This is a genomic window from Labilibaculum manganireducens (genome assembly GCF_963665805.2).
GTDB lineage: Bacteria > Bacteroidota > Bacteroidia > Bacteroidales > Marinifilaceae > Labilibaculum > Labilibaculum manganireducens.
This window is the reverse complement of the sequence record NZ_CAXXEE010000003.1, coordinates 4489181-4507948: the sequence shown is the minus strand read 5'-3', so window position 1 is coordinate 4507948 and position 18768 is coordinate 4489181. Positions and strand designations below refer to the sequence as shown.

Here is an 18768-nt window from a genome sequence, read left to right as displayed (position 1 = left end):
GCTTTTTTAATTGCTTCAGCTAAAGCAGGGGACAATCGATTCCCATCCTATGCAATGATTATTCATTCTTTGCCTTTGGTTTCAACCAAAGGATTTTAGAGAAAGAGGGAACAAACCCTACAAATCGTAGCCCAGTTTATCGGCCGATGAAATCACGAAAGTGCTGTTGAAACGGCTGATGTGTTCAAATTTCGATAGTTTCTCCTGAATAAAAAACTGGAAAGCCTTCATGTCTTTCACCATCAGTTTAAGCAAGGCATCGTAATTTCCCGAGGTGTAATAAAACTCCATCACCTCGGGCAGTGCCAAAACTTCCGCCTCAAATTTATCCACCACATCACTGGTGTGCTTGGTTAGCAGAATAGAGATGAAAACCATCATGCTCCGGTCTATTTTATCGGGGTCGAGCCGAGCCACATACCCTTTAATAATGCCGCTTCGTTCCAGCTTTTTAACCCTTTCGTACACAGGCGTGTTGCTTAGGTGCAATTTCTCCGAAAGTTCTTTGGTGGTGATGCGGCAATCCTGCTGCAGCAGCTGTAAAATTTTACGATCGGTTTTGTCCAGTTTATCCATGAGAAGAAAATTTATCTACTAATATCATTATAATGCCTGATGCAAAGATATAAATTCTTCCATATTCTGTTTGCGTAGATCAGTTTACTGTATTTATTCTCTGTGCTGGTAAATATTTCCTGCAAACCATACATTTACAAAGTATTTTAACAGGAAACGAATACGGATTTTCACAAAAAATCACAACACACAACAACAAACAAAAAAGTTAACGAAGCTTTAAATGGTCATGTTTCGTCCCGATTCATCGGGATCAGAATGACACTGGAATTGAAATTTTCGGATACCCTCTTAAAGAAGGCATTCTTCTTTAAATTATCTTTCACCAATAGAATATGGAAAACTATTAAACAAACATAAAATGGCTGCATGACTTAACTCTTTGTCCACTTTTTTGTTGCAAGTTCATTCACCAATAGAATATGGAAAACTATTAAACAAACATAAAATGGCGGCATGACTTAACTCTTTGTCCACTTTTTTGTTGCAAGTTCAGATTACAATTCAAGATGAGGTGATTTTTTTTCCTTTCAGGGATCCCGAAATTTGGGACGAAGGACAGAGGGGTGTTTTTATAATACCCCAAACCCCTAAAGGGGCTTACCTCAATGTTGCAGAGAACTTTAATCGAAGCGAAAAGTCCCCTTTAGGGGATTTAGAGGTAAATAAGGAAAACCTGAGAGCTTCACTTAAAGTGAGACTCTCAGTAAAAAGATTCCAGAACTGGAATAAGGTTTAAAAATTTGAAATTCTCCCTTCTTGAGGGGAGATCCCGACAGGGAGAGGGGTGTTTTTATAATACCCCAAACCCCTAAAGGGGCTTACCTCAATGTTGCTGAGAACTTTAATCGAAGCGAAAAGTCCCCTTTAGGGGATTTAGGGGTAAATAAGGAAAACCTGAGAGCTTCACTTAAAGTGAGACTCTCAGTAATAGATTTACAATTAATAATTATCAATTAGTAATTAATAATTAAAAGAAATGATCAGCGATTTAAAAGGAACATTTTCTCAAATCAGCAATAACAACAAGCGATCAGCCATTCGTGAGATTTTGAAATTGACACAAAATCCGGAAATTATCTCTTTTGCAGGCGGATTGCCGGCAGCAGAATCTTTTCCTGTTGATGCGCTTGACAGCATTGTTTCGACTATGTTACGCGAAGAAGGAGCGGCCGTATTGCAGTACGATGCTACCGAAGGTGTTACTGAGCTAAGAGAATTGCTTTTAAAGAAGTATCAGGATGAAGGTGTAAAATGTTCTTTGGATAATATGATTATTACCACCGGATCGCAGCAAGGACTGGATTTGGTTGGGAAAGTTTTTGTGAACCAGGGCGATGTTGTGATCTGTGGTTTGCCTTCTTACTTGGGCGGGATTGGTGCCTTTCAGGCTTATGGAGCAAAAATGGCAGGTGTGCCAATGGATGAGCACGGCATGAGTGCCGAACTTTTGGAAGCCAAACTGGAAGAACTAAAGCAGCAGGGCATCAAACCAAAGTTTATTTATGTAATTCCTGATTTCCAAAATCCAACAGGAATTACCATGCCTGAATCGCGCCGTTTGGAGATCATTGCTTTGGCACACAAATACGATGTACTGATAGTAGAGGATTGTCCGTACCGCGAAGTTCGTTTCGAGGGAAAACCTCAGCGCATGATGTATGAATTGGACAATGATAATCATGTACTCACTTTAGGTACTTTCTCGAAGATTTTTGCACCGGGATTCCGTATTGGATGGGTTTTGGGACCAAAAGATGTCAACGAGAAAATTGTGATTGCCAAGCAATCGGCAGATTTGTGTACACCAACTTTCGTACAGAAAATTGCCATTGGCTACATGAAATCGGGTTTGTTCGAAACCAACCTGCAAAAAACCATCGATCTGTATCATCAGCGCAGAGATGTAATGCTGGAGCAGTTGGAAAAGCACATGCCTGAAGGGGTGAAGTGGACGCGTCCGGAAGGAGGCATGTTCCTGTTCATTACTCTTCCTGAGCACATGGATGCTTTGGATCTTTTTCACAAAGCCATTGAGAAGAAGGTAGCCTTTGTCACCGGAAATGTGTTTTATTGCGACGGAGGTGGAAAAAATACCATTCGTTTGAATTTCTCCTATGTGAACAACGAAAAAGCAATTGCCGGAGTAGAGCGATTGGCCGGGATTGTGAAAGCAGAAATGTTGGTTGAGGCCTAATATAATTTGAATGCATTGCGTACGGACACGACATGTCGTGTCCGTTTTGTTTGTCGATATGATTGGTTTATACGATTGAATTTGAATGATGAATTAACATGGTCATGACATGTCATGACCCTACGTTTTTCGACAAAATAATAATTGAATTGCCTGAAAGGCATAAATAATTCAGTCCGGGACAACGCCCCGGGATGGTTTCGGTAACGGAAATCCGTCGCGTTAGATTGGTTGATAGGAGGAGGAATAATGTTCCGCGACAAAAAAGTATCAGGTTCAATTTGTTGCATTATTTTATTGAATGCATTGCGCAGGGACATCGCCATGTCGTGTCCGTTTTGTTTGTCGATATGATTGGTTTATACGATTGAATTTGAATGATGAATTAACATGGTCATGACATGTCATGCCCCTACGTTTTTCGACAAAATAATAATTGAATTGCCTGAAGGGCATATATAAAATAGCCCAGGGCAACGCCTCGGGATGGTTTCGGTAACGGAAATCCGTCGCGTTAGATTGGTTGATAGGAGGAGGAATAATGTTCCGCGACAAAAAAGTATCAGGTTCAATTTGTTGCATTATTTTATTGAATGCATCGCGTAGGGACACGACATGTCGTGTCCGTTATGGCATGTCCGTTTTCATTGTGAGATTGTATTTAATTGGGTGCAATCGCTGTACGTCATCAATTTTTTGAGTAATTTTTCGCCAAATTTAACGATCCACTCTCATGAAGTTAATATCCTCTGCCTGTCCGCGAAATTGCTACAGCACCTGCAGCATAAAAGTTCGGGTAGAAAACAATACAGTCACAGGCATTGAACCCCATACCGAAAATCGGGCAACCCCCGAGGGACCTTGCATTAAAGGTTTGGCTTATGTGGAACGAGCCAATTCCAAAAGCCGGATTTTATATCCGCAAAAGCGGGTGGCAGAAGGAAAATACGAACGCATTTCCTGGGAGGAAGCTTTGGATACCATTGCTGAAAAACTGACTCATTGCAAAGAGAATTTCGGTCCTCATTCCGTCCTGTATTTTGCATCGAGTGGTATGTCGGGATTGTTGAATGGCGTGAGTTCCAACTTCTGGAAACTATTCGGAGGAGCGACAACCACTTATGGCAATCTGTGCTGGCCTGCCGGATTGGAAGCTGCCCGATTGACAATGGGAGCCAACAAACACAATGCACCCTGGGATTTGGAACACGCCAAACTGATTGTTTTGTGGGGCAAAAATCCTGCCGAGACAAACATTCAGGAGATGATTCCTATCGAAAAAGCTCAGGAAAAGGGGGCGAAATTTGTAGTCATCGATCCCAGAAGAACACCATCTACCGAACGGGCAAACTCTTTGTTTCAGGTAAAATCGGGAACAGATGCGGCATTGGCATTGGGATTGGCGCGGGAAATCATCAAAAATGATTGGATCGATCATGAATTTATAGAGAATAATGTATTGGGTTTCGAGCCGTTCAAAGAGCGGGTAGAAGCCTACACCATAGAAAAGGTATCGCAGATTTGCCGGATTTCCGAAGATGCCATTCGCAACTTGGCCAAACAAATCGGAACGATTAAACCCATGACTTTGATTCCGGGTTATGGCTTGCAGCGATACGAAAACGGCGGTCAGACAACCCGCTGTTTATTGGCACTTTCGGTGATAACAGGAAACATTGGCCAAAAAGGTGGATGTTGGCATTACGCCAATCTGCAAAGCTATGTGTTCGACGATGTAAAAGAACCGGAATCATACTTTCCAGGTTGTGAGCATCCAAGTTTCCGCAGAAAAATATCGGTAGCCAAATTGGGTGAAGATTTATTAACTATTAAAGATCCGGAAGTGAAATTCATTTGGGTAGAGAGAGGAAATCCTTTGTCGCAAAACCCGGATACCAATTCCATTCGCAAGGCTTTTCGCAAAGCGGATTTTCGTGTGGTGGTAGAGCAATTCATGACCGATACGGCCTACGAGGCTGATCTTATTTTGCCAGCCAAGAACATGTTCGAGCAATCGGATATCATTGGTTCGTATTGGAATCCGTATGTACAATTGAAACAAAAAGTACTGGAACCAGCCGGAGAGGTGAAGCCCGAAACAGAAATCTATTATCTGCTGGCCAAACGTTTGGGCATGGATGAGGCGGCAATCAGCAAAAACATCCCGGAACCAACCGATGAAGCCATTGAAGAATATTTGAATGGATTCTTAAAAGAATTTCCAGAGCTTAGCTTGGAAGCTTTGAAAAAAGGACCGCAATTGGCCAATTCTTTCGAGGCGATTCCCTTTGCAGATCATCAGTTTCCGACTCCATCGGGTAAAATAGAATTGTACAGCGAACGAGCCAAGGAGCTTTGGGGAATCGATCCACTGCCAGACTATGTGCCATTGCCCATTCAAAATGAATTTCCCTTGCAGTTGATTTCACCCAATTCCAAAAACAGAATTCATTCTCAGTTTGGAAATTTAGAGGTCATCAAACAATTCGAACCGGAAGCTTATTTGTACGTTCATCCGCTGGATGCCGAAGCAAAAGGAATTGCAAACAGGGAAAAGGTTGAGATTTACAATCACCAGGGAAAATCGGAAGTAAGAGTGCAATTCGATTTGGGTTTGCGGCAAGGCAATGTGGTGCTCACCAACGGACATTGGGTCATAAATGGTGCGGCTCCGAACCTGTTCACCACAGGAAAAGAAACAGATATTGGACACGGAACGGCCTTTCACAATACTTGGGTAGATATTAAGAGAATTAAGAATTAGTAATTAATAATAGAACAAATTATAAGTTTGAAATCAATTGCGCCCTAAACGTTTTAGAGAATAGCTTTTACTTTATTCATTTAGATGGTATTATGTGCATGATTTCTTTAAAGGGGATTATTTAAATGTAGCCTTGATTTTTTTTGCTTCCGTTTTTTTGGATCAAGCCAAAAATGAAGTCGGGCTTGGGCGGATAGCCCAATACAAAAAAATAATAGGACAATATTGATAATATATCAAAGCTTAAAAAGAGAAGATTATCAGTAATCTAGTGGAGTTATCGCGGGATTTGCCGATCGGGCGCGATTCGGCTTAGTCTGTTGCAATGGAATGGCGAACAGCATCCGGGAGGCTTGATTCTTTTGCTTACTTTTCTCATCTAAGGAGAAAAGTAAGAGCCCATCCGGCTGGAGGATAATTGTTAACTTTAAGAACTAATTTTAAAGGAACGTGAATAAAAATGCATTCATATTTAACACGAATAAATGTGTTGGCTGTATGGCTTGTGTTGCGGGTTGCAGCATCGAAAACGGCACCAGCTTGCAGGTGAATTGGCGCGAGGTAAACTGTCATAACAAATTGAGGCATCCCAGCTTACCGGTCTTTCATTTTTCATTGGCCTGCAATCATTGCGAAGAGGCTCCCTGCATGAAAAATTGTCCGGCGCTGGCTTACAGCCGCGATGAAAAAACCGGAGCAATCATTCATCATGCCGAAGCTTGCATTGGCTGTAAATACTGCACCTGGGCTTGTCCGTACGACGCACCAAAATTTAATAAAAGCACCAAAATTGTTGAGAAATGCAATTTTTGTGTCGATCGAATCTCTGAGGGGAAACGTCCGGCCTGCGTAGAGGCTTGTCCGGTGGGCGCCTTGGAATTCGGACAAAAAGAAATAACTGAAGAAGATCATATCACCCCGGGTTTTGTCAATATCGGTATCAAACCATCCATTCAGATGGTTCCCTTGCGCGAAGAGCATACAACACCAGCCATCGAAAATTTAGATGCGGTGGAAATTAGTACAGAAAAATTGGAAAGCTATCTGCCAAAAGAGGAATCGAAAGTTTCACTCGATAAAGAATGGACTTTGGTACTTTTTACTTTGGCTGTTGCCGGATTGGTAAGTTGGCAGGCGGCTCATTTGTCTGGAAAAGCTGAAATGTCATTGATTCCTTTTGCGATTGTCTCAGTACTGGCAATTGCATTAACATCCCTGCACATTGGCAAGAAATTACGCATGTGGCGGTTCATTCTCAATCTAAAAGGATCGTGGCTGAGCCGTGAAATATTTTCTTTTTCTACCTTTTTGGGATTAACCGGCCTGCAAATCATCACCGAAAATCAGATGATTGGTTATGTGGCCATGGCTTTTGGAATTTTTAGTCTGATTTCGGTAGATATGGTCTACAAATTTCTGAAGCGAAGAGATGGACTCGTATTGCATTCGGGAATGGTTACTTTAACAGCTGTCCTATTATTTGCTTGGTTACAAGAAGTTTCAATTCTAGTTGAATTAATTATCCTTGCAAAAGGAAGTTTATATATGTGGCGAAAAGTGGCACTAAAGAAAATGGGAATCAGGTATTTTCCTATTCTTTCATTAATCAGAATTCTTTGTTTATTGCTGCCCTATATTTTATTGGATCTTGAAATCGAGATGATTTTACCAATTTCTTTGATCATCATTTTTGCAGGAGAAATAATTGACAGAGCAGAATTTTACCACGAATCGGATGTGATAACGCCAGAGAAAGAATTACGAATTCTAAATTACGAGACCTGACAGCGTCTTTAGACCTCGTCAGAGTCGATTAGAAGAATAACACCCTTTCGCCTGTCGGCATTTTCCCTCAAGAGGAAAAGATTTTTTAAATAGGCAGACTTGTAAAGGTGAAAATTGCATTTATATTTCTCCCTTTTTAAGGGGAGCTCCCGACAGGGAGAGGGCTGTTTTTAAAGTTTTATTACCCCAAACCCCTGAAGGGGCTTAAAAAAATGTTACCCAACAGGGAAAGTCCCCTTTAGGGGATTTAGGGGTAGTTAGAAAATAACATACGTCAAACCACAATACAATGAAGAAAAAAGAAATCAACGCATCGCATACGCCGCTTTACCGCGAAGCTGGCTTTAATCTGCAAAATTCGAAGCGAACCAAAGAAGCTTTTGCTGCCGAATTGAATCATGCGCACGAACCGGATGATTACATCTATTCCCGATATCGCAACCCGACTGTGGTAGCTGTTGAGAAACAAATTATGGAATTGGAAGGATGCAATTGGGCATTGTTGGTGGAAACAGGAATGGCGGCCATTGATGTTGCAGTATCAGTTTTTCAGAAAGGAGCAGCAACCCGTCCCTGGTTGTTCTTTCATGAGATTTACGGCGGAACCAATTCATTCATCGATACGGTGTTGATCAAGCGCCGTAATTTAGATGTACACCGCTTTTATGCGAAAGAAGGTTTGTACGATTTCGTGGAATTGGAGCGCATGCTGGCAGAAATTCAACCTGAGTTTTTGTATTTCGAAGCCGTTTCGAATCCCATGTTGATTGTTGCCGATGTAAAACGCATCATGGAACTGGCGAAGCAATACAATGCCAAGATAATTGTAGACAATACATTTGGAACACCTTACCTGTGGAAACCACTTTTAGATGGAGCCGATCTGGTGATTCATTCAGCAACAAAATACCTGAGCGGACATGGAAACATTACCGCAGGAGTTATTTGTGGCAACGATGAGGAGTTGATGAAGGAAGCCATTGAATACCGAAAATGGGCAGGTCATTTCTTAAGTCCGGATGATGCTTACCGATTGGGAACGCAGGTAAAAAGTTTCGAATTGCGCTTTCAAAAGCATTGCGACAATGCAATGGAGTTGGCTGAATATTTAGAAAATCACCCAAAAATAGGAGAGGTTTTATATCCAGGACTGGAATCTCATCCTACCCGAAAAGAGGCTGTGGCTTTGTTTGGCGATAAAGGTTTTGGCGGCATGTTAACTTTCGATATCAAAGGATCTTCCGATGAGGACAAAAGAGAGAAATGCAATCGCTTTGTAGCTGCTTTGGAAGATACAATTCCATTGGTTCCAACATTGGGCGAAGTAGATACCATTTTATTACCAGTAGAACCTGTTTGGGGCGCAAAATATCCCTTGCCGGGCGTTATTCGTTTATCGGTAGGAATTGAAAATATCGAAAAATTAAAAGGCTTGATTGGCGAGGCCTTGAAAAATATATAATCCGTAGGGTCACGACACGTCGTGACCTTTTTTTTATGGGGATGCTTTTAAGGGTATTACTGATCCCGACTCGTCGGGATTAATTGAACTAAACTTTCAAACTGTGTATCATCGTCCATGATAATTTAGCTTTTTTAACGGTATACCATTGGGCATTTATTTAAGCCCATTCTTTTTCATTTCTCAAATAAATATTCCCTTTTAAAGTTGCCTCTATAGTTTCATTTATGTCTAATCTAATTGGATATGAGTATAGTGCTTCTTTTAGTTTCATTTCTCCATACATAGTTTTTCCATTTTGATCCTTGCCCAAAATTTCTCTTGAAGAACTACACTTAACGATATCTCCTTCAGAAATAGTTAAAAACATTGTTAATACTTCCATTAGAGGAAGTAAAAAAATTGCTTGCTTTTTTGTCTTGTCAGAATTAATGTAAAAGCCATCTAATTTCTCAAAATCATCGAATGAATATATTAATGAAAAACTATGGATAATTTGATTAATTATAAATCTCCAATCTTTTTCAATTAAGGTAAGTTGATCAACCTTATAATGCTTCTCAATTTTATGCCAATTCATATGATCAACTATTTTATCTTGGCTTTTAAAATACATTAATGATGCTTTTCTTTTCAGGAAATCAGGTGGTAGCTTTTGAGCTTCATCAAGTTTCCTGATAATGTATGCTCCAATCATAAGAGCTTTTTCAATTTTAACAAATGACAATTCTGACGGTTTTTTCAATTGTCTAAATTTGGCAACAGTTTCAAAACTTTTATATAATTCCTTTTTCCAATAATAACTTTCGTGTATCATTTTTCTAAAATTTATGAAGGTTACCGCTAACTTAAAAGTTTAAAGCACATCAATGCACTTTCCGCCCATGAATCTACAAAACAATAATCCCTAAACAAAAAAATCATCTTGATTATTTTATAAGGCATTATTATTAGCGCAAAAAGGGAGTGATATTCGCAGTGTCACAACCGACTTTGGTAGTATGGGTATGCAAAAACAAGAATTTCATATGCCTGTCGGGCAAATTGATATTACTGATAGAAGTTTTGGTATTCCTGATGTAAAATTTGAACGCCTGATGGATGCTTCAATACTCCTGTAGCTCGATTTGAGTCTCCTGTTGGTAAAATGTTGCTCCTGTTGCTTAGTTTGGGTTTCCTGTTGGCAAAAACACCCTCCTGTTGCAAAACAAGTCAACTATTGTAGGGCTTTTAGCATGTTTATCTCTTGTTCATGAATAAAAAAAGGGTCACGACCTGTCGCAACCCTACCTAAATATTATTGAAGTTTTTTTTATTTCAACAAAACACCAATTTTAAGACCAGCCGTTATAGTCAGTGGAGTATCCGAATTGGCACCCGAAAAACCATAATGATAGGATTCGTAGTCATTATCCTTACTAAATCCATAGCCCAAACCGAAATACATATCCAAAAGAAAAATGTCATTAAAAACATATTGCTTTCCTACAATAATATTGAAAGCCGCAGCCCAATTCGATTCTCTGTCCTCACCATTGCCCCAATAACCATTGTAATAATAATCATAACCATACTCACGAGAATAGATAGAGAAGGCAATCTCAGGTTTCACATATGTTCCTTTTAAAACATGAGCATAACGCATGCCTTTCAAATAAAAATCAGGACTCTTTATAAATTTCATCCCAAACTTCGCAAAAGCACCTCGGGGATTCTCATCGTCATTATCAACACCCAAACCAATTATTCCCAAACTCACTTCCCAGCTTCTTGAAGGTCGGATTAGTTTTTCATATGATAATGTGGTGTTTCCGGTTAATGGAGCCAGAAAATCTACTTTGATGGCGTGTTTTTTCTGATTTTCATAGGTTTCCTTTCCGTAAAGAGAATGAGAAAAGCTCAGCTCTTTCCCGTTTTCCAATATAATTTTAAGAATGTCGTTTTTATCGATTCCAAACAGAATGTCATTTGAGGTTTCGGGGATGATGTATTTTACTTCATCGGTTAAAACTTCCTTAACCTTGCATACAATGGTATCCTGATTGGTTTTTACAATTCTATCCTGAGCACTAAGCTGAAAAGAAGAAAACAAAAGAATTGGCAAGAGGTATTTTAAATGATTCATACTTGGTTTATTTAGAGTTTAATCTTGTTATTTATTGATGCAAAAATTCAATCTTACGTAAATCCTTGCGAATTTATCAAAATAAAATTGGATTAATGTTAATAGAAGTTTTTTTTAATATAGATCAATTGTCTATTTGTATTGATTATAATTAGCAAATGAAATAATCCCTGACAGTTCGGATAACCGATTTTAAGTTTAGCGACACTATACATCCTTTCTGGAACAATAATATTTTGCTGCAAACAAAAAGGTCACGATATGTCGTGACCTTTTTTAGTATAGATATGTTTTGTAATTATTCTGCAATTGCTTCCGTATCGTTAATTCTATCGATTAAAGATTGAGGCAGTTTCTTTTTTACTTTGGCACCTAACTCACGAATGTTCTCCGCTCTTCGAATAAGGTTACCACTTCCTTCGGTTAACTTATTCATTGCCGTAGCATAAGTCTTTTTTGAAGTGTCCATTTGTCTGCCTAAATTGATCATATCCTCAACAAAACCAACTAATTTGTCGTAAAGCAAACCGCCTTGCTTGGCAATTTCCAATACATTTCGGTTTTGCTGTTCCTGTTTCCAGATCGAAGCAATGGTACGCAAGGTTGCCAGCAAAGTTGATGGACTCACAATCACAATTTTGTTGTCCCACGCATAATTAAAAAGCTCCTGATCGTATTGCACTGCCATCGCAAAGGATGATTCAATCGGCATAAACATGAGAACAAAGTCAGGCGAGTTTATTGCCGCAGAGCTTTGGTAATGTTTCTCGGCCAATTCTTTTACGTGAGCTTTCATCGAAACAATATGTTCCTTTTGGAACTTTTCGGCATCCACATCACCAATTGAATTTACAAACCGTTCGTAAGCAATCAGCGATACTTTCGAATCAACAATTACGTGTTTCTCTTCTGGTAAATGAATGATTACATCCGGACGAATGGTTTGCCCATCACTGTTTTGCATCACCACTTCGCGGTCGTATTCCTGACCTTTGGTTAAGCCCGACCGCTCCAATATTCGCTCCAGAACCACTTCACCCCAATTTCCCTGTTTCTTCACATCCCCCTTTAAGGCTTTGGTCAGGTTGTTGGCTTCATCACTAATTTTGGAGTTAAGATCGTAAAGCTTTTTCACCTCTTCCTTTAGGCTGATCTTATCACGCAGTTCCCGATCGTAGGTTTCCTCCACCTTTTTTTCAAACGACATCAGTTTTTCCTTAATCGGACTCATGATGTCACTCATGTTTTTCTGATTCGAAGAAGTAAATTCTTTGGTGTTTTCCTTTAGTATTTTGGTGGCAATATTTTCAAATTCAGTAGTGAATTTCTTCTGAAGTTCTTCCAACTCTTGTTTTTGAGTTGTCAATCGTTCTTCCAAATTCTTTCGCTCGGTGGCGGATATGGAAACAGAGCGGGTCAAATTCTCATTCTTCTGACGCTCCAGATTCATCGCCTCGTTTACTTCTGTTTTCTCCTTTTGCAGATTATTGGCCCGTTCTTCCAAAACCGAAAGTTTGTGCGAAAGCTCACTCTTTTCGTTGATAAAAGCGTTTTCCTGTTTCAGCAGCTCTTCCCGATGCAAAGCCGACTGTTGTCCTGCTTTTCTGCGGTAGATAAACCAGGCAATAACCAATCCACAGACTATTCCGATTGCGATGTATACTATTTCCATTTTGTATTTTTTTTTGTAGTAACGCAGCATGCTGCGTTTTTACATTGGTTTTTGAGGTGAAGTGGAGAATGTTATTTTTTTAACCACAAAGTATGTTGTGCTCTTAGTGGTTAATTTTAGGTTTGTAGTATTCCTTAAGCTCCATTTTTTCTCCATCGAATACAGCATAGGTAAAATGAGTTACCCAATCGCCGGTGTTGATGTATCGGCTTTTACCGTTTAAATCGACATTAGATGGCCAGTGCCGGTGTCCAAAAACAAAGTAGTCGAAATGCTCCTTTTTCAATTCATCTTTGGCAAACAGAATCAACCATTCTTTATCTATGCCTCTAAAGCTGTCGGCCTCAACTTTTCCATCTCTAAGTCTGCTGTGCCCCGACCATTTATGAGCCAGCCAAATTGATAAATTGGGATGGATACGGGCAAAGGACCATTGCAAAAAACGACTGGTAAATATCTTCTTCAGTAGTTTGTAATTCTTGTCGAAGGGGCCCAATCCATCACCATGCCCAAGAAAAAACTTTTTCCCTTTAATTTCGGTTTTTACGATATCCCGATGTACAATCACACCAATTTCGGTTGGTAAGTAGTCGAACACCCAAATGTCGTGGTTGCCGGTAAAGAAATGCACAGGAATTCCAGAATCAGTAATTTCAGCAATCTTACCCAGTACACGAGTAAAACCTCTTGGCACAGCACGTTTGTACTCAAACCAAAAATCAAAAATATCTCCCATCAGATAGATGGTTTCTGCATCATCCTTCACCTGATCGAGCCATCGCACAAACAATTTTTCGCGCTCGCGGTTGTTTCGTAAAGCAGGAGCTCCTAAATGTACATCCGATGCAAAGTATATTTTTTTGTTTTCGATCATTTCTGTCTAAGACAAATGGTTTGTAATTGTCATTTTTTTCTCCCCTTCCCCTTTTAAAGCGAAGGGGTTGGTGAATGAGGTTTTGTGTAAATCTACTTCACGTATTCGGCAATTTTTTCTTCAAGAGCCAAACCAAAAAGATTTTTACCAACAATCTCACCTTTCTGATCCAACAGGTAGTTCGATGGTATTGATTGAATATTGTATAGTCTGGTTGCCATAGCACTTCCGTTTTTTAAATCGCAGACATTAGTCCAGTTTAACTGATCTTCTTGAATGGCTTTAGTCCATAGTTTTTCATTCTGATCAACAGAAACCTGATAAATTTCCAGTCCTTTTTTGTTGAATTTATCGTATATCTTCTTCAAGTTTGCATTCTGTTTGCGCGAATTGGCATCTTGAGACGCCCAAAAACTTAAAACAATAAATTTACCTTGTAAAGAGCTAAGGGTAACTTCTTTTCCTTTTGCATTAGGAAGAGTAATATCAGGAAAACTACTTCCTTTTTCTTCAATCAGCTTAGACATTTTAAGGTTGACCATACGTTTTTCAAGATCGGCAAGATTACTTAAAATTGCTTTGGTGTAATCATGTTCAGGATACAAGGCTTTCATCGATGAAGCAACGATTTTAACAAATTTGATGTCGTCGTTTTCGTTTAAGGTAAAAGTCTTGTCATCTAATTTTTGATACAAAGCCATATAGCTCGATAAAGAGGTGGCATTTTTCATGATGAAATTAATTGAAAATTCTCTTTGGCTTTGAAGAGCTTTCACGTAATCTGCCAATAAGTTTTGCGAAATGCTGGAGTAGTTCGGATCAGTCTTTTTCTCTTCCAGTTCTTTACGAATCGATGCAAGCTGATCCTTGGTCTCATTCAGTTTATCGTTTAACTCCTTAACTAATTTAGAGCCTTTGGAGCCTTCAACAATGTAATTTTTTCCCATATTTTCACTTTTGCTGTAAACAAGAATGCTCTCGTTGGCTTCGGCAAGCAGGGTAATTAATTTTCCATTCGAAAGGCGCAGCAGATAAAATTCGGGTTGGGTATTTTCCACTTTAAATTTAAATCGACCTTCTTCATCCAATGTAGTTGAGTCCAAAACTTCAACACCAGTAGTATTCAGTCTGTCAAAATACAATACTTTACCATCTGCATGATCAATTTTACCTTCTACTTTAACTAGGTCTTTTTGACTACAAGCCCAGAATAAAAGTATCGGAAGGGCTAATAATAATTTTTTCATATGATTGGTTTTCGTTGGTTACATTAAACAGTTTTTTCGATTTTTATCCGAATGAATATTTACAGCCGCTTATTTAGTAAGTGATCCTCATAATATTACCATAGAAAAAGGAAATGAATTTAATTATTTCATAATTCTATTCGGAAACTAAGCGGGAAATTTACTAATAATTTCCTGTTTAATCATTATTATTCCCTTCCCGGATTTAATTTGTTCCTCGTAAAAAACATGTCTCATATATCTCTTGCAGACGAATCCTTTTATTTCAAACATTCGCATGAAATAGAATTCGCTTACCTTAAGGCTGAGTTTGTTCCTTAAATTTTCATATTTTTGCATCAAGAAATAAAGATGAATTCTCAATTGTATGGCTCGAAAAGCTGGGGGAGAGGTGGAGACGAAAGAGAATGCTTTGATAGAATAATTTTGCCGGCACATGAAAATATATACGGATTTAAAAGATTTTTCCGCAATTAATCCAGTTGTAACTATAGGTACCTTCGATGGGGTGCACCTTGGGCATCGAAAAGTGATTCGCCGCTTGCAGGAATTGGCTCAAAAAGTAAAAGGAGAAACTGTAATATTCACTTTTTATCCTCACCCGCGACTCGTTTTAAATACAGAGGACAATGGCTTGCGTTTAATCAATACTTTGGAAGAAAAAAAGGTGTTGCTCGAAGCTGCGGGTATCGATCATTTAGTTGTTTATCCATTTACAAAAGAATTTTCCAAATTAACTTACATTGAGTTTGTCGAAAAGATTTTGGTGAAACAACTGGGAATGAAATATCTGGTGGTTGGCTACGATCATCGTTTTGGGCACAACCGGGAAGGGAAATATGAAGATTTAAAGGTTTTTGCCGATCAGTTAAACTTTAAAATAGAGCGTCAGGATGTCCTGAATATGGATGCTATAAATGTTAGCTCTACAAAAATAAGGAATGCCATTGCTGATGGTGATATTCAAATGGCAAATAAATATTTGGGTTATCGGTTTTTTATTAAAGGAGATGTTGTTAACGGAAAAAAATTAGGACACACCATTGGATTTCCAACCGCAAACATTGATCCTCAGGAAAGCTATAAGCTGGTTCCAAAAGACGGCGTTTATGCCGTAAAAGTTGATGTGGATGATAAACGGTATTTGGGAATGCTGAATATTGGTGTTCGCCCAACCGTAAATAATCAGTTGGATAACCGGTCTATCGAAGTTCATATATTGGATTTTAATCAGGATATCTACTTCAAAAATATTACGATTCATTTTTATCAGCGCATTCGTAACGAGCAGTTTTTTACTTCGCTTGATGAGTTGAAAGCTCAGTTGGCGAAGGATAAATTGGAAGTGATAAGTCTGTTGGGATAAATAAGTAACACAGCTAAAAAAACAACCCCGAAGAAATTCTCCGGGGTTTTGTATTTAAATGCAACAGTTAGTTACTTGTTTTGCCGGCTACGTCCATTTTTATCTGATTCTGATGATTACTTCCCATTTGTGTTTCCTTATGTTTTGTCTGAGGAGTGGAAGTGTTTACTTCCTTTGCGGGAATTCTCATTCCATAAAATGAACGGTACACAAAGAACAAACCAATTACTAAGAAAACAGCTCCAATGTAAGGGGCGTAATTTATGTTTCCTGTTTTATCTGATTGAACAATCAGTTCAATGGCAATTTCGGCAGCCAATAGTCCAAATAAAGTAGAAAACTTGATGATCGGGTTCAGGGCTACCGATGATGTGTCTTTGTATGGATCACCAACAGTATCACCAATAATTGTAGCATCGTGTAATGGTGTGTTTTTCTCCTTTAAATCAACTTCAACCACTTTTTTAGCATTATCCCACGCACCGCCTGCGTTGGCCATATACATGGCCTGAAACAAACCAAAAATGGCAATGGAAATCAGATAGGCTACAAAGAAGTTCGGACTAAAGAAGGCAAATGCCAGTGTCAGGCATAAAATTACGGCAAAAATGTTCCACATTCCTGTTTGTGCATACTGAGTGCAAATTCTCACAACATTTTTTGAATCTTCAATGTCGGCTTCTGTCTTGTCCAAATCAATATTCCTTTTGATGTATTCAACTGCACGATAAGCTCCGGTAGTAACAGCCTGCATGGATGCGCCCGAGAACCAGAAAATTACAGCCCCACCGGTAATCAAACCAAGAATAACAGATGGATCGGTCAATTGAATTTGCAGCAATGATTCACCATTCGAGAGAATAGTTCCCTTAAGCAAAAGGATAATTGCAAAAATCATTGTTGTTGCACCAATAACTGCAGTACCAATTAATACGGGTTTGGCCGTAGCTTTAAAGGTATTTCCGGCAGAGTCATTCTCTTCTAAATTGTGTTTGCCACTTACAAAATTAGGTTCAAAACCAAAATCATTAAGAATTTCTTCTTTAATGTTTGGAATCTTTTCTATCTGAGATAGTTCAAAAACCGATTGAGCATTATCGGTTACAGGGCCATAACTGTCAACAGCAATGGTAACGGGTCCCATTCCCAAGAAACCAAAAGCCACCAATCCAAAAGCAAAAATTCCAGGATAATCGCCAAATATGGCAATGTCTTGAACGGTGTAAAATGCAGTTGCCATCAAAGCCATCATTACCATACCTTTCCAAAAAGCAGAGAAATTACCGGCTACCATTCCCGAAAGAATCGTTAAGGATGCACCACCTTCCCGGGAAGCAGTAACCACTTCCTGAACATGACGGGAACTAGAACTGGTAAATGCTTTGGTTAATTCCGGAATAACCGCAGCGGCAAGTGTTCCGCAGGATATTATTGTTGAAAGTTTCCACCACAATCCTTCAGGCAGATCTGATATTAGGATGTCGCTGACTACATAAGTTACAACAATTGAAATAATCGAAGTAATCCAAACCAAAGAAGTCAATGGAGCTTCAAAATTAAAACGATCAGCTTGACTGTACCTTGCTTTTGCAATGGCTTGATTTACCAAATAAGCGAATACCGAAGTAAAAATCATCAGAACGCGCATAGCGAAAATCCAGACAATAAGAGTTGATGCAAAACCAACGTTTGGCATTAATCCGGTTTCACCAAACATCAAAATAATGAAAGTAATCAGTGCAACACCGGTAACGCCATAAGTCTCAAATCCATCAGCAGTTGGTCCAACACTATCACCAGCATTATCACCGGTACAATCGGCAATAACTCCAGGATTACGTGGGTCATCTTCACCAATTTTGAATACAATTTTCATTAAATCGGCACCAATGTCGGCAATCTTGGTGAAAATACCACCGGCAATCCGCAGAGCCGAAGCTGCTAATGATTCGCCAATAGCAAAACCTACGAAACAAGCACCGGCACTATCACCGGGTATAAACAGCAAAATAGCAATCATCATGATTAGCTCAATGCAAATTAAAAGAAGACCAACACTCATACCTGCCTGCAACGGAATGGACATTACATCAAAAGGCTTTTTCTTAAGTGCTGCAAATGATGTGCGGCTGTTTGCGTAAGTATTTATCCTGATTCCAAACCAGGCAACTCCATACGATCCTAATATTCCCAGTACAGTCCAAAGCAGAATAAGCATAGTTTTTGGAATGGATACGTGAGCTAAACCAATAAAATAGTAGGAGATAGCAGTACCAATTATAAGAAATAAAATAATTAGAAATTTACCTTGCTGCAAAAGGTATGTTTTACAGGTTTCGTAAATAATGTTGGAAACCTTAGCCATTGAATGATGTACAGGAAGATTTTTAATTCTATTAAATTGAATCATTCCGAAGAATAAACCCAGAACGATAACTACAATGCCATAAAATAACAAGTTCCAGCCATTTATGCCACCAAGTCCGTCAAAAATGCTCTGTCTTAAATCGGGAACAACCAGGTCTGCTTCACTGGCAAAACTTGCGAAAGGAGTTAGTAGTACCCCGAACACTAGTAGTAATAATGCTTTTTTCATAGGATAGAGATTAATTTAATTAGGTGAATTTCCTATCAAATTATGCATTATTGTAAAGTGAAACAAGACTTTATGGAATTACTTTTTTAAAAAGTAAACTTTAT

General features: G+C 39.0%; 12 protein-coding genes. 5 read left to right on the top strand and 7 right to left on the bottom strand.

Annotated elements, in window-relative coordinates; translation table 11 throughout:
* Positions 1–117 precede the first annotated feature (117 nt).
* Positions 118–576 (bottom strand): Lrp/AsnC family transcriptional regulator, encoded by a 459-nt coding sequence (locus ACHZAX_RS17670; protein WP_320020009.1) that lies wholly within the window; start codon positions 574–576, stop codon positions 118–120.
* A gap of 979 nt (positions 577–1555) precedes the next feature.
* Here ACHZAX_RS17670 and ACHZAX_RS17665 point away from each other — a divergent pair.
* From ACHZAX_RS17665 to ACHZAX_RS17650, 4 genes are all read left to right on the top strand, one after another.
* Entirely contained in the window at positions 1556–2773 is a 1218-nt protein-coding gene (locus ACHZAX_RS17665) for an aminotransferase-like domain-containing protein (protein ID WP_320020008.1), read from the top strand.
* Positions 2774–3506: 733 nt separating this feature from the next.
* A complete protein-coding gene (locus tag ACHZAX_RS17660) occupies positions 3507–5537 on the top strand; it encodes a molybdopterin-containing oxidoreductase family protein (protein ID WP_320020007.1) in 2031 nt (676 codons plus the stop codon).
* A gap of 450 nt (positions 5538–5987) precedes the next feature.
* Complete coding sequence (locus ACHZAX_RS17655) at positions 5988–7322, top strand: 4Fe-4S dicluster domain-containing protein (RefSeq protein ID WP_320020006.1); 1335 nt, start codon at positions 5988–5990, stop codon at positions 7320–7322.
* Positions 7323–7611: 289 nt separating this feature from the next.
* Positions 7612–8784 (top strand): trans-sulfuration enzyme family protein, encoded by a 1173-nt coding sequence (locus ACHZAX_RS17650; protein ID WP_245870458.1) that lies wholly within the window; start codon positions 7612–7614, stop codon positions 8782–8784.
* A gap of 160 nt (positions 8785–8944) precedes the next feature.
* On the opposite strand, the gene ACHZAX_RS17645 is transcribed toward ACHZAX_RS17650, so the two are convergent.
* The 5 genes from ACHZAX_RS17645 to ACHZAX_RS17625 form a co-directional block, all read right to left on the bottom strand.
* Complete coding sequence (locus ACHZAX_RS17645; protein ID WP_320020005.1) at positions 8945–9601, bottom strand: hypothetical protein; 657 nt, start codon at positions 9599–9601, stop codon at positions 8945–8947.
* Positions 9602–10096: 495 nt separating this feature from the next.
* Positions 10097–10909 carry a hypothetical protein gene (locus ACHZAX_RS17640; RefSeq protein WP_320020004.1) on the bottom strand — a complete coding sequence of 271 codons (813 nt, stop codon included), beginning with the start codon at positions 10907–10909 and terminating at the stop codon, positions 10097–10099.
* Positions 10910–11207: 298 nt separating this feature from the next.
* Positions 11208–12581, bottom strand: coding sequence for a DNA recombination protein RmuC (locus ACHZAX_RS17635; RefSeq protein WP_320020003.1), 1374 nt, complete (start codon positions 12579–12581; stop codon positions 11208–11210).
* A 103-nt stretch (positions 12582–12684) separates the two neighbouring features.
* Positions 12685–13455 carry a UDP-2,3-diacylglucosamine diphosphatase gene (locus ACHZAX_RS17630; RefSeq protein WP_320020002.1) on the bottom strand — a complete coding sequence of 257 codons (771 nt, stop codon included), beginning with the start codon at positions 13453–13455 and terminating at the stop codon, positions 12685–12687.
* Positions 13456–13547: 92 nt separating this feature from the next.
* A complete protein-coding gene (locus tag ACHZAX_RS17625; protein ID WP_320020001.1) occupies positions 13548–14702 on the bottom strand; it encodes a TlpA disulfide reductase family protein in 1155 nt (384 codons plus the stop codon).
* Between the two features lie 436 nt (positions 14703–15138).
* Between ACHZAX_RS17625 and ACHZAX_RS17620 the strand changes: the two genes are divergently transcribed.
* A complete protein-coding gene (locus ACHZAX_RS17620; RefSeq protein ID WP_320020000.1) occupies positions 15139–16068 on the top strand; it encodes a bifunctional riboflavin kinase/FAD synthetase in 930 nt (309 codons plus the stop codon).
* A gap of 67 nt (positions 16069–16135) precedes the next feature.
* On the opposite strand, the gene ACHZAX_RS17615 is transcribed toward ACHZAX_RS17620, so the two are convergent.
* A complete protein-coding gene (locus ACHZAX_RS17615; RefSeq protein WP_320019999.1) occupies positions 16136–18664 on the bottom strand; it encodes a sodium-translocating pyrophosphatase in 2529 nt (842 codons plus the stop codon).
* Between the last annotated feature and the right edge of the window lie 104 nt (positions 18665–18768).

Bases quoted from the DNA above. Each gene is read 5' to 3' on its own strand.
- ACHZAX_RS17645 (WP_320020005.1), bottom strand. From the start codon at position 9,601: ATGATACACGAAAGTTATTATTGGAAAAAGGAATTATATAAAAGTTTT.
- ACHZAX_RS17625 (WP_320020001.1), bottom strand. From the start codon at position 14,702: ATGAAAAAATTATTATTAGCCCTTCCGATACTTTTATTCTGGGCTTGT.
- ACHZAX_RS17640 (WP_320020004.1), bottom strand. From the start codon at position 10,909: ATGAATCATTTAAAATACCTCTTGCCAATTCTTTTGTTTTCTTCTTTT.
- ACHZAX_RS17630 (WP_320020002.1), bottom strand. From the start codon at position 13,455: ATGATCGAAAACAAAAAAATATACTTTGCATCGGATGTACATTTAGGA.
- ACHZAX_RS17660 (WP_320020007.1), top strand. From the start codon at position 3,507: ATGAAGTTAATATCCTCTGCCTGTCCGCGAAATTGCTACAGCACCTGC.
- ACHZAX_RS17620 (WP_320020000.1), top strand. From the start codon at position 15,139: ATGAAAATATATACGGATTTAAAAGATTTTTCCGCAATTAATCCAGTT.
- ACHZAX_RS17650 (WP_245870458.1), top strand. From the start codon at position 7,612: ATGAAGAAAAAAGAAATCAACGCATCGCATACGCCGCTTTACCGCGAA.
- ACHZAX_RS17670 (WP_320020009.1), bottom strand. From the start codon at position 576: ATGGATAAACTGGACAAAACCGATCGTAAAATTTTACAGCTGCTGCAG.
- ACHZAX_RS17635 (WP_320020003.1), bottom strand. From the start codon at position 12,581: ATGGAAATAGTATACATCGCAATCGGAATAGTCTGTGGATTGGTTATT.
- ACHZAX_RS17665 (WP_320020008.1), top strand. From the start codon at position 1,556: ATGATCAGCGATTTAAAAGGAACATTTTCTCAAATCAGCAATAACAAC.
- ACHZAX_RS17615 (WP_320019999.1), bottom strand. From the start codon at position 18,664: ATGAAAAAAGCATTATTACTACTAGTGTTCGGGGTACTACTAACTCCT.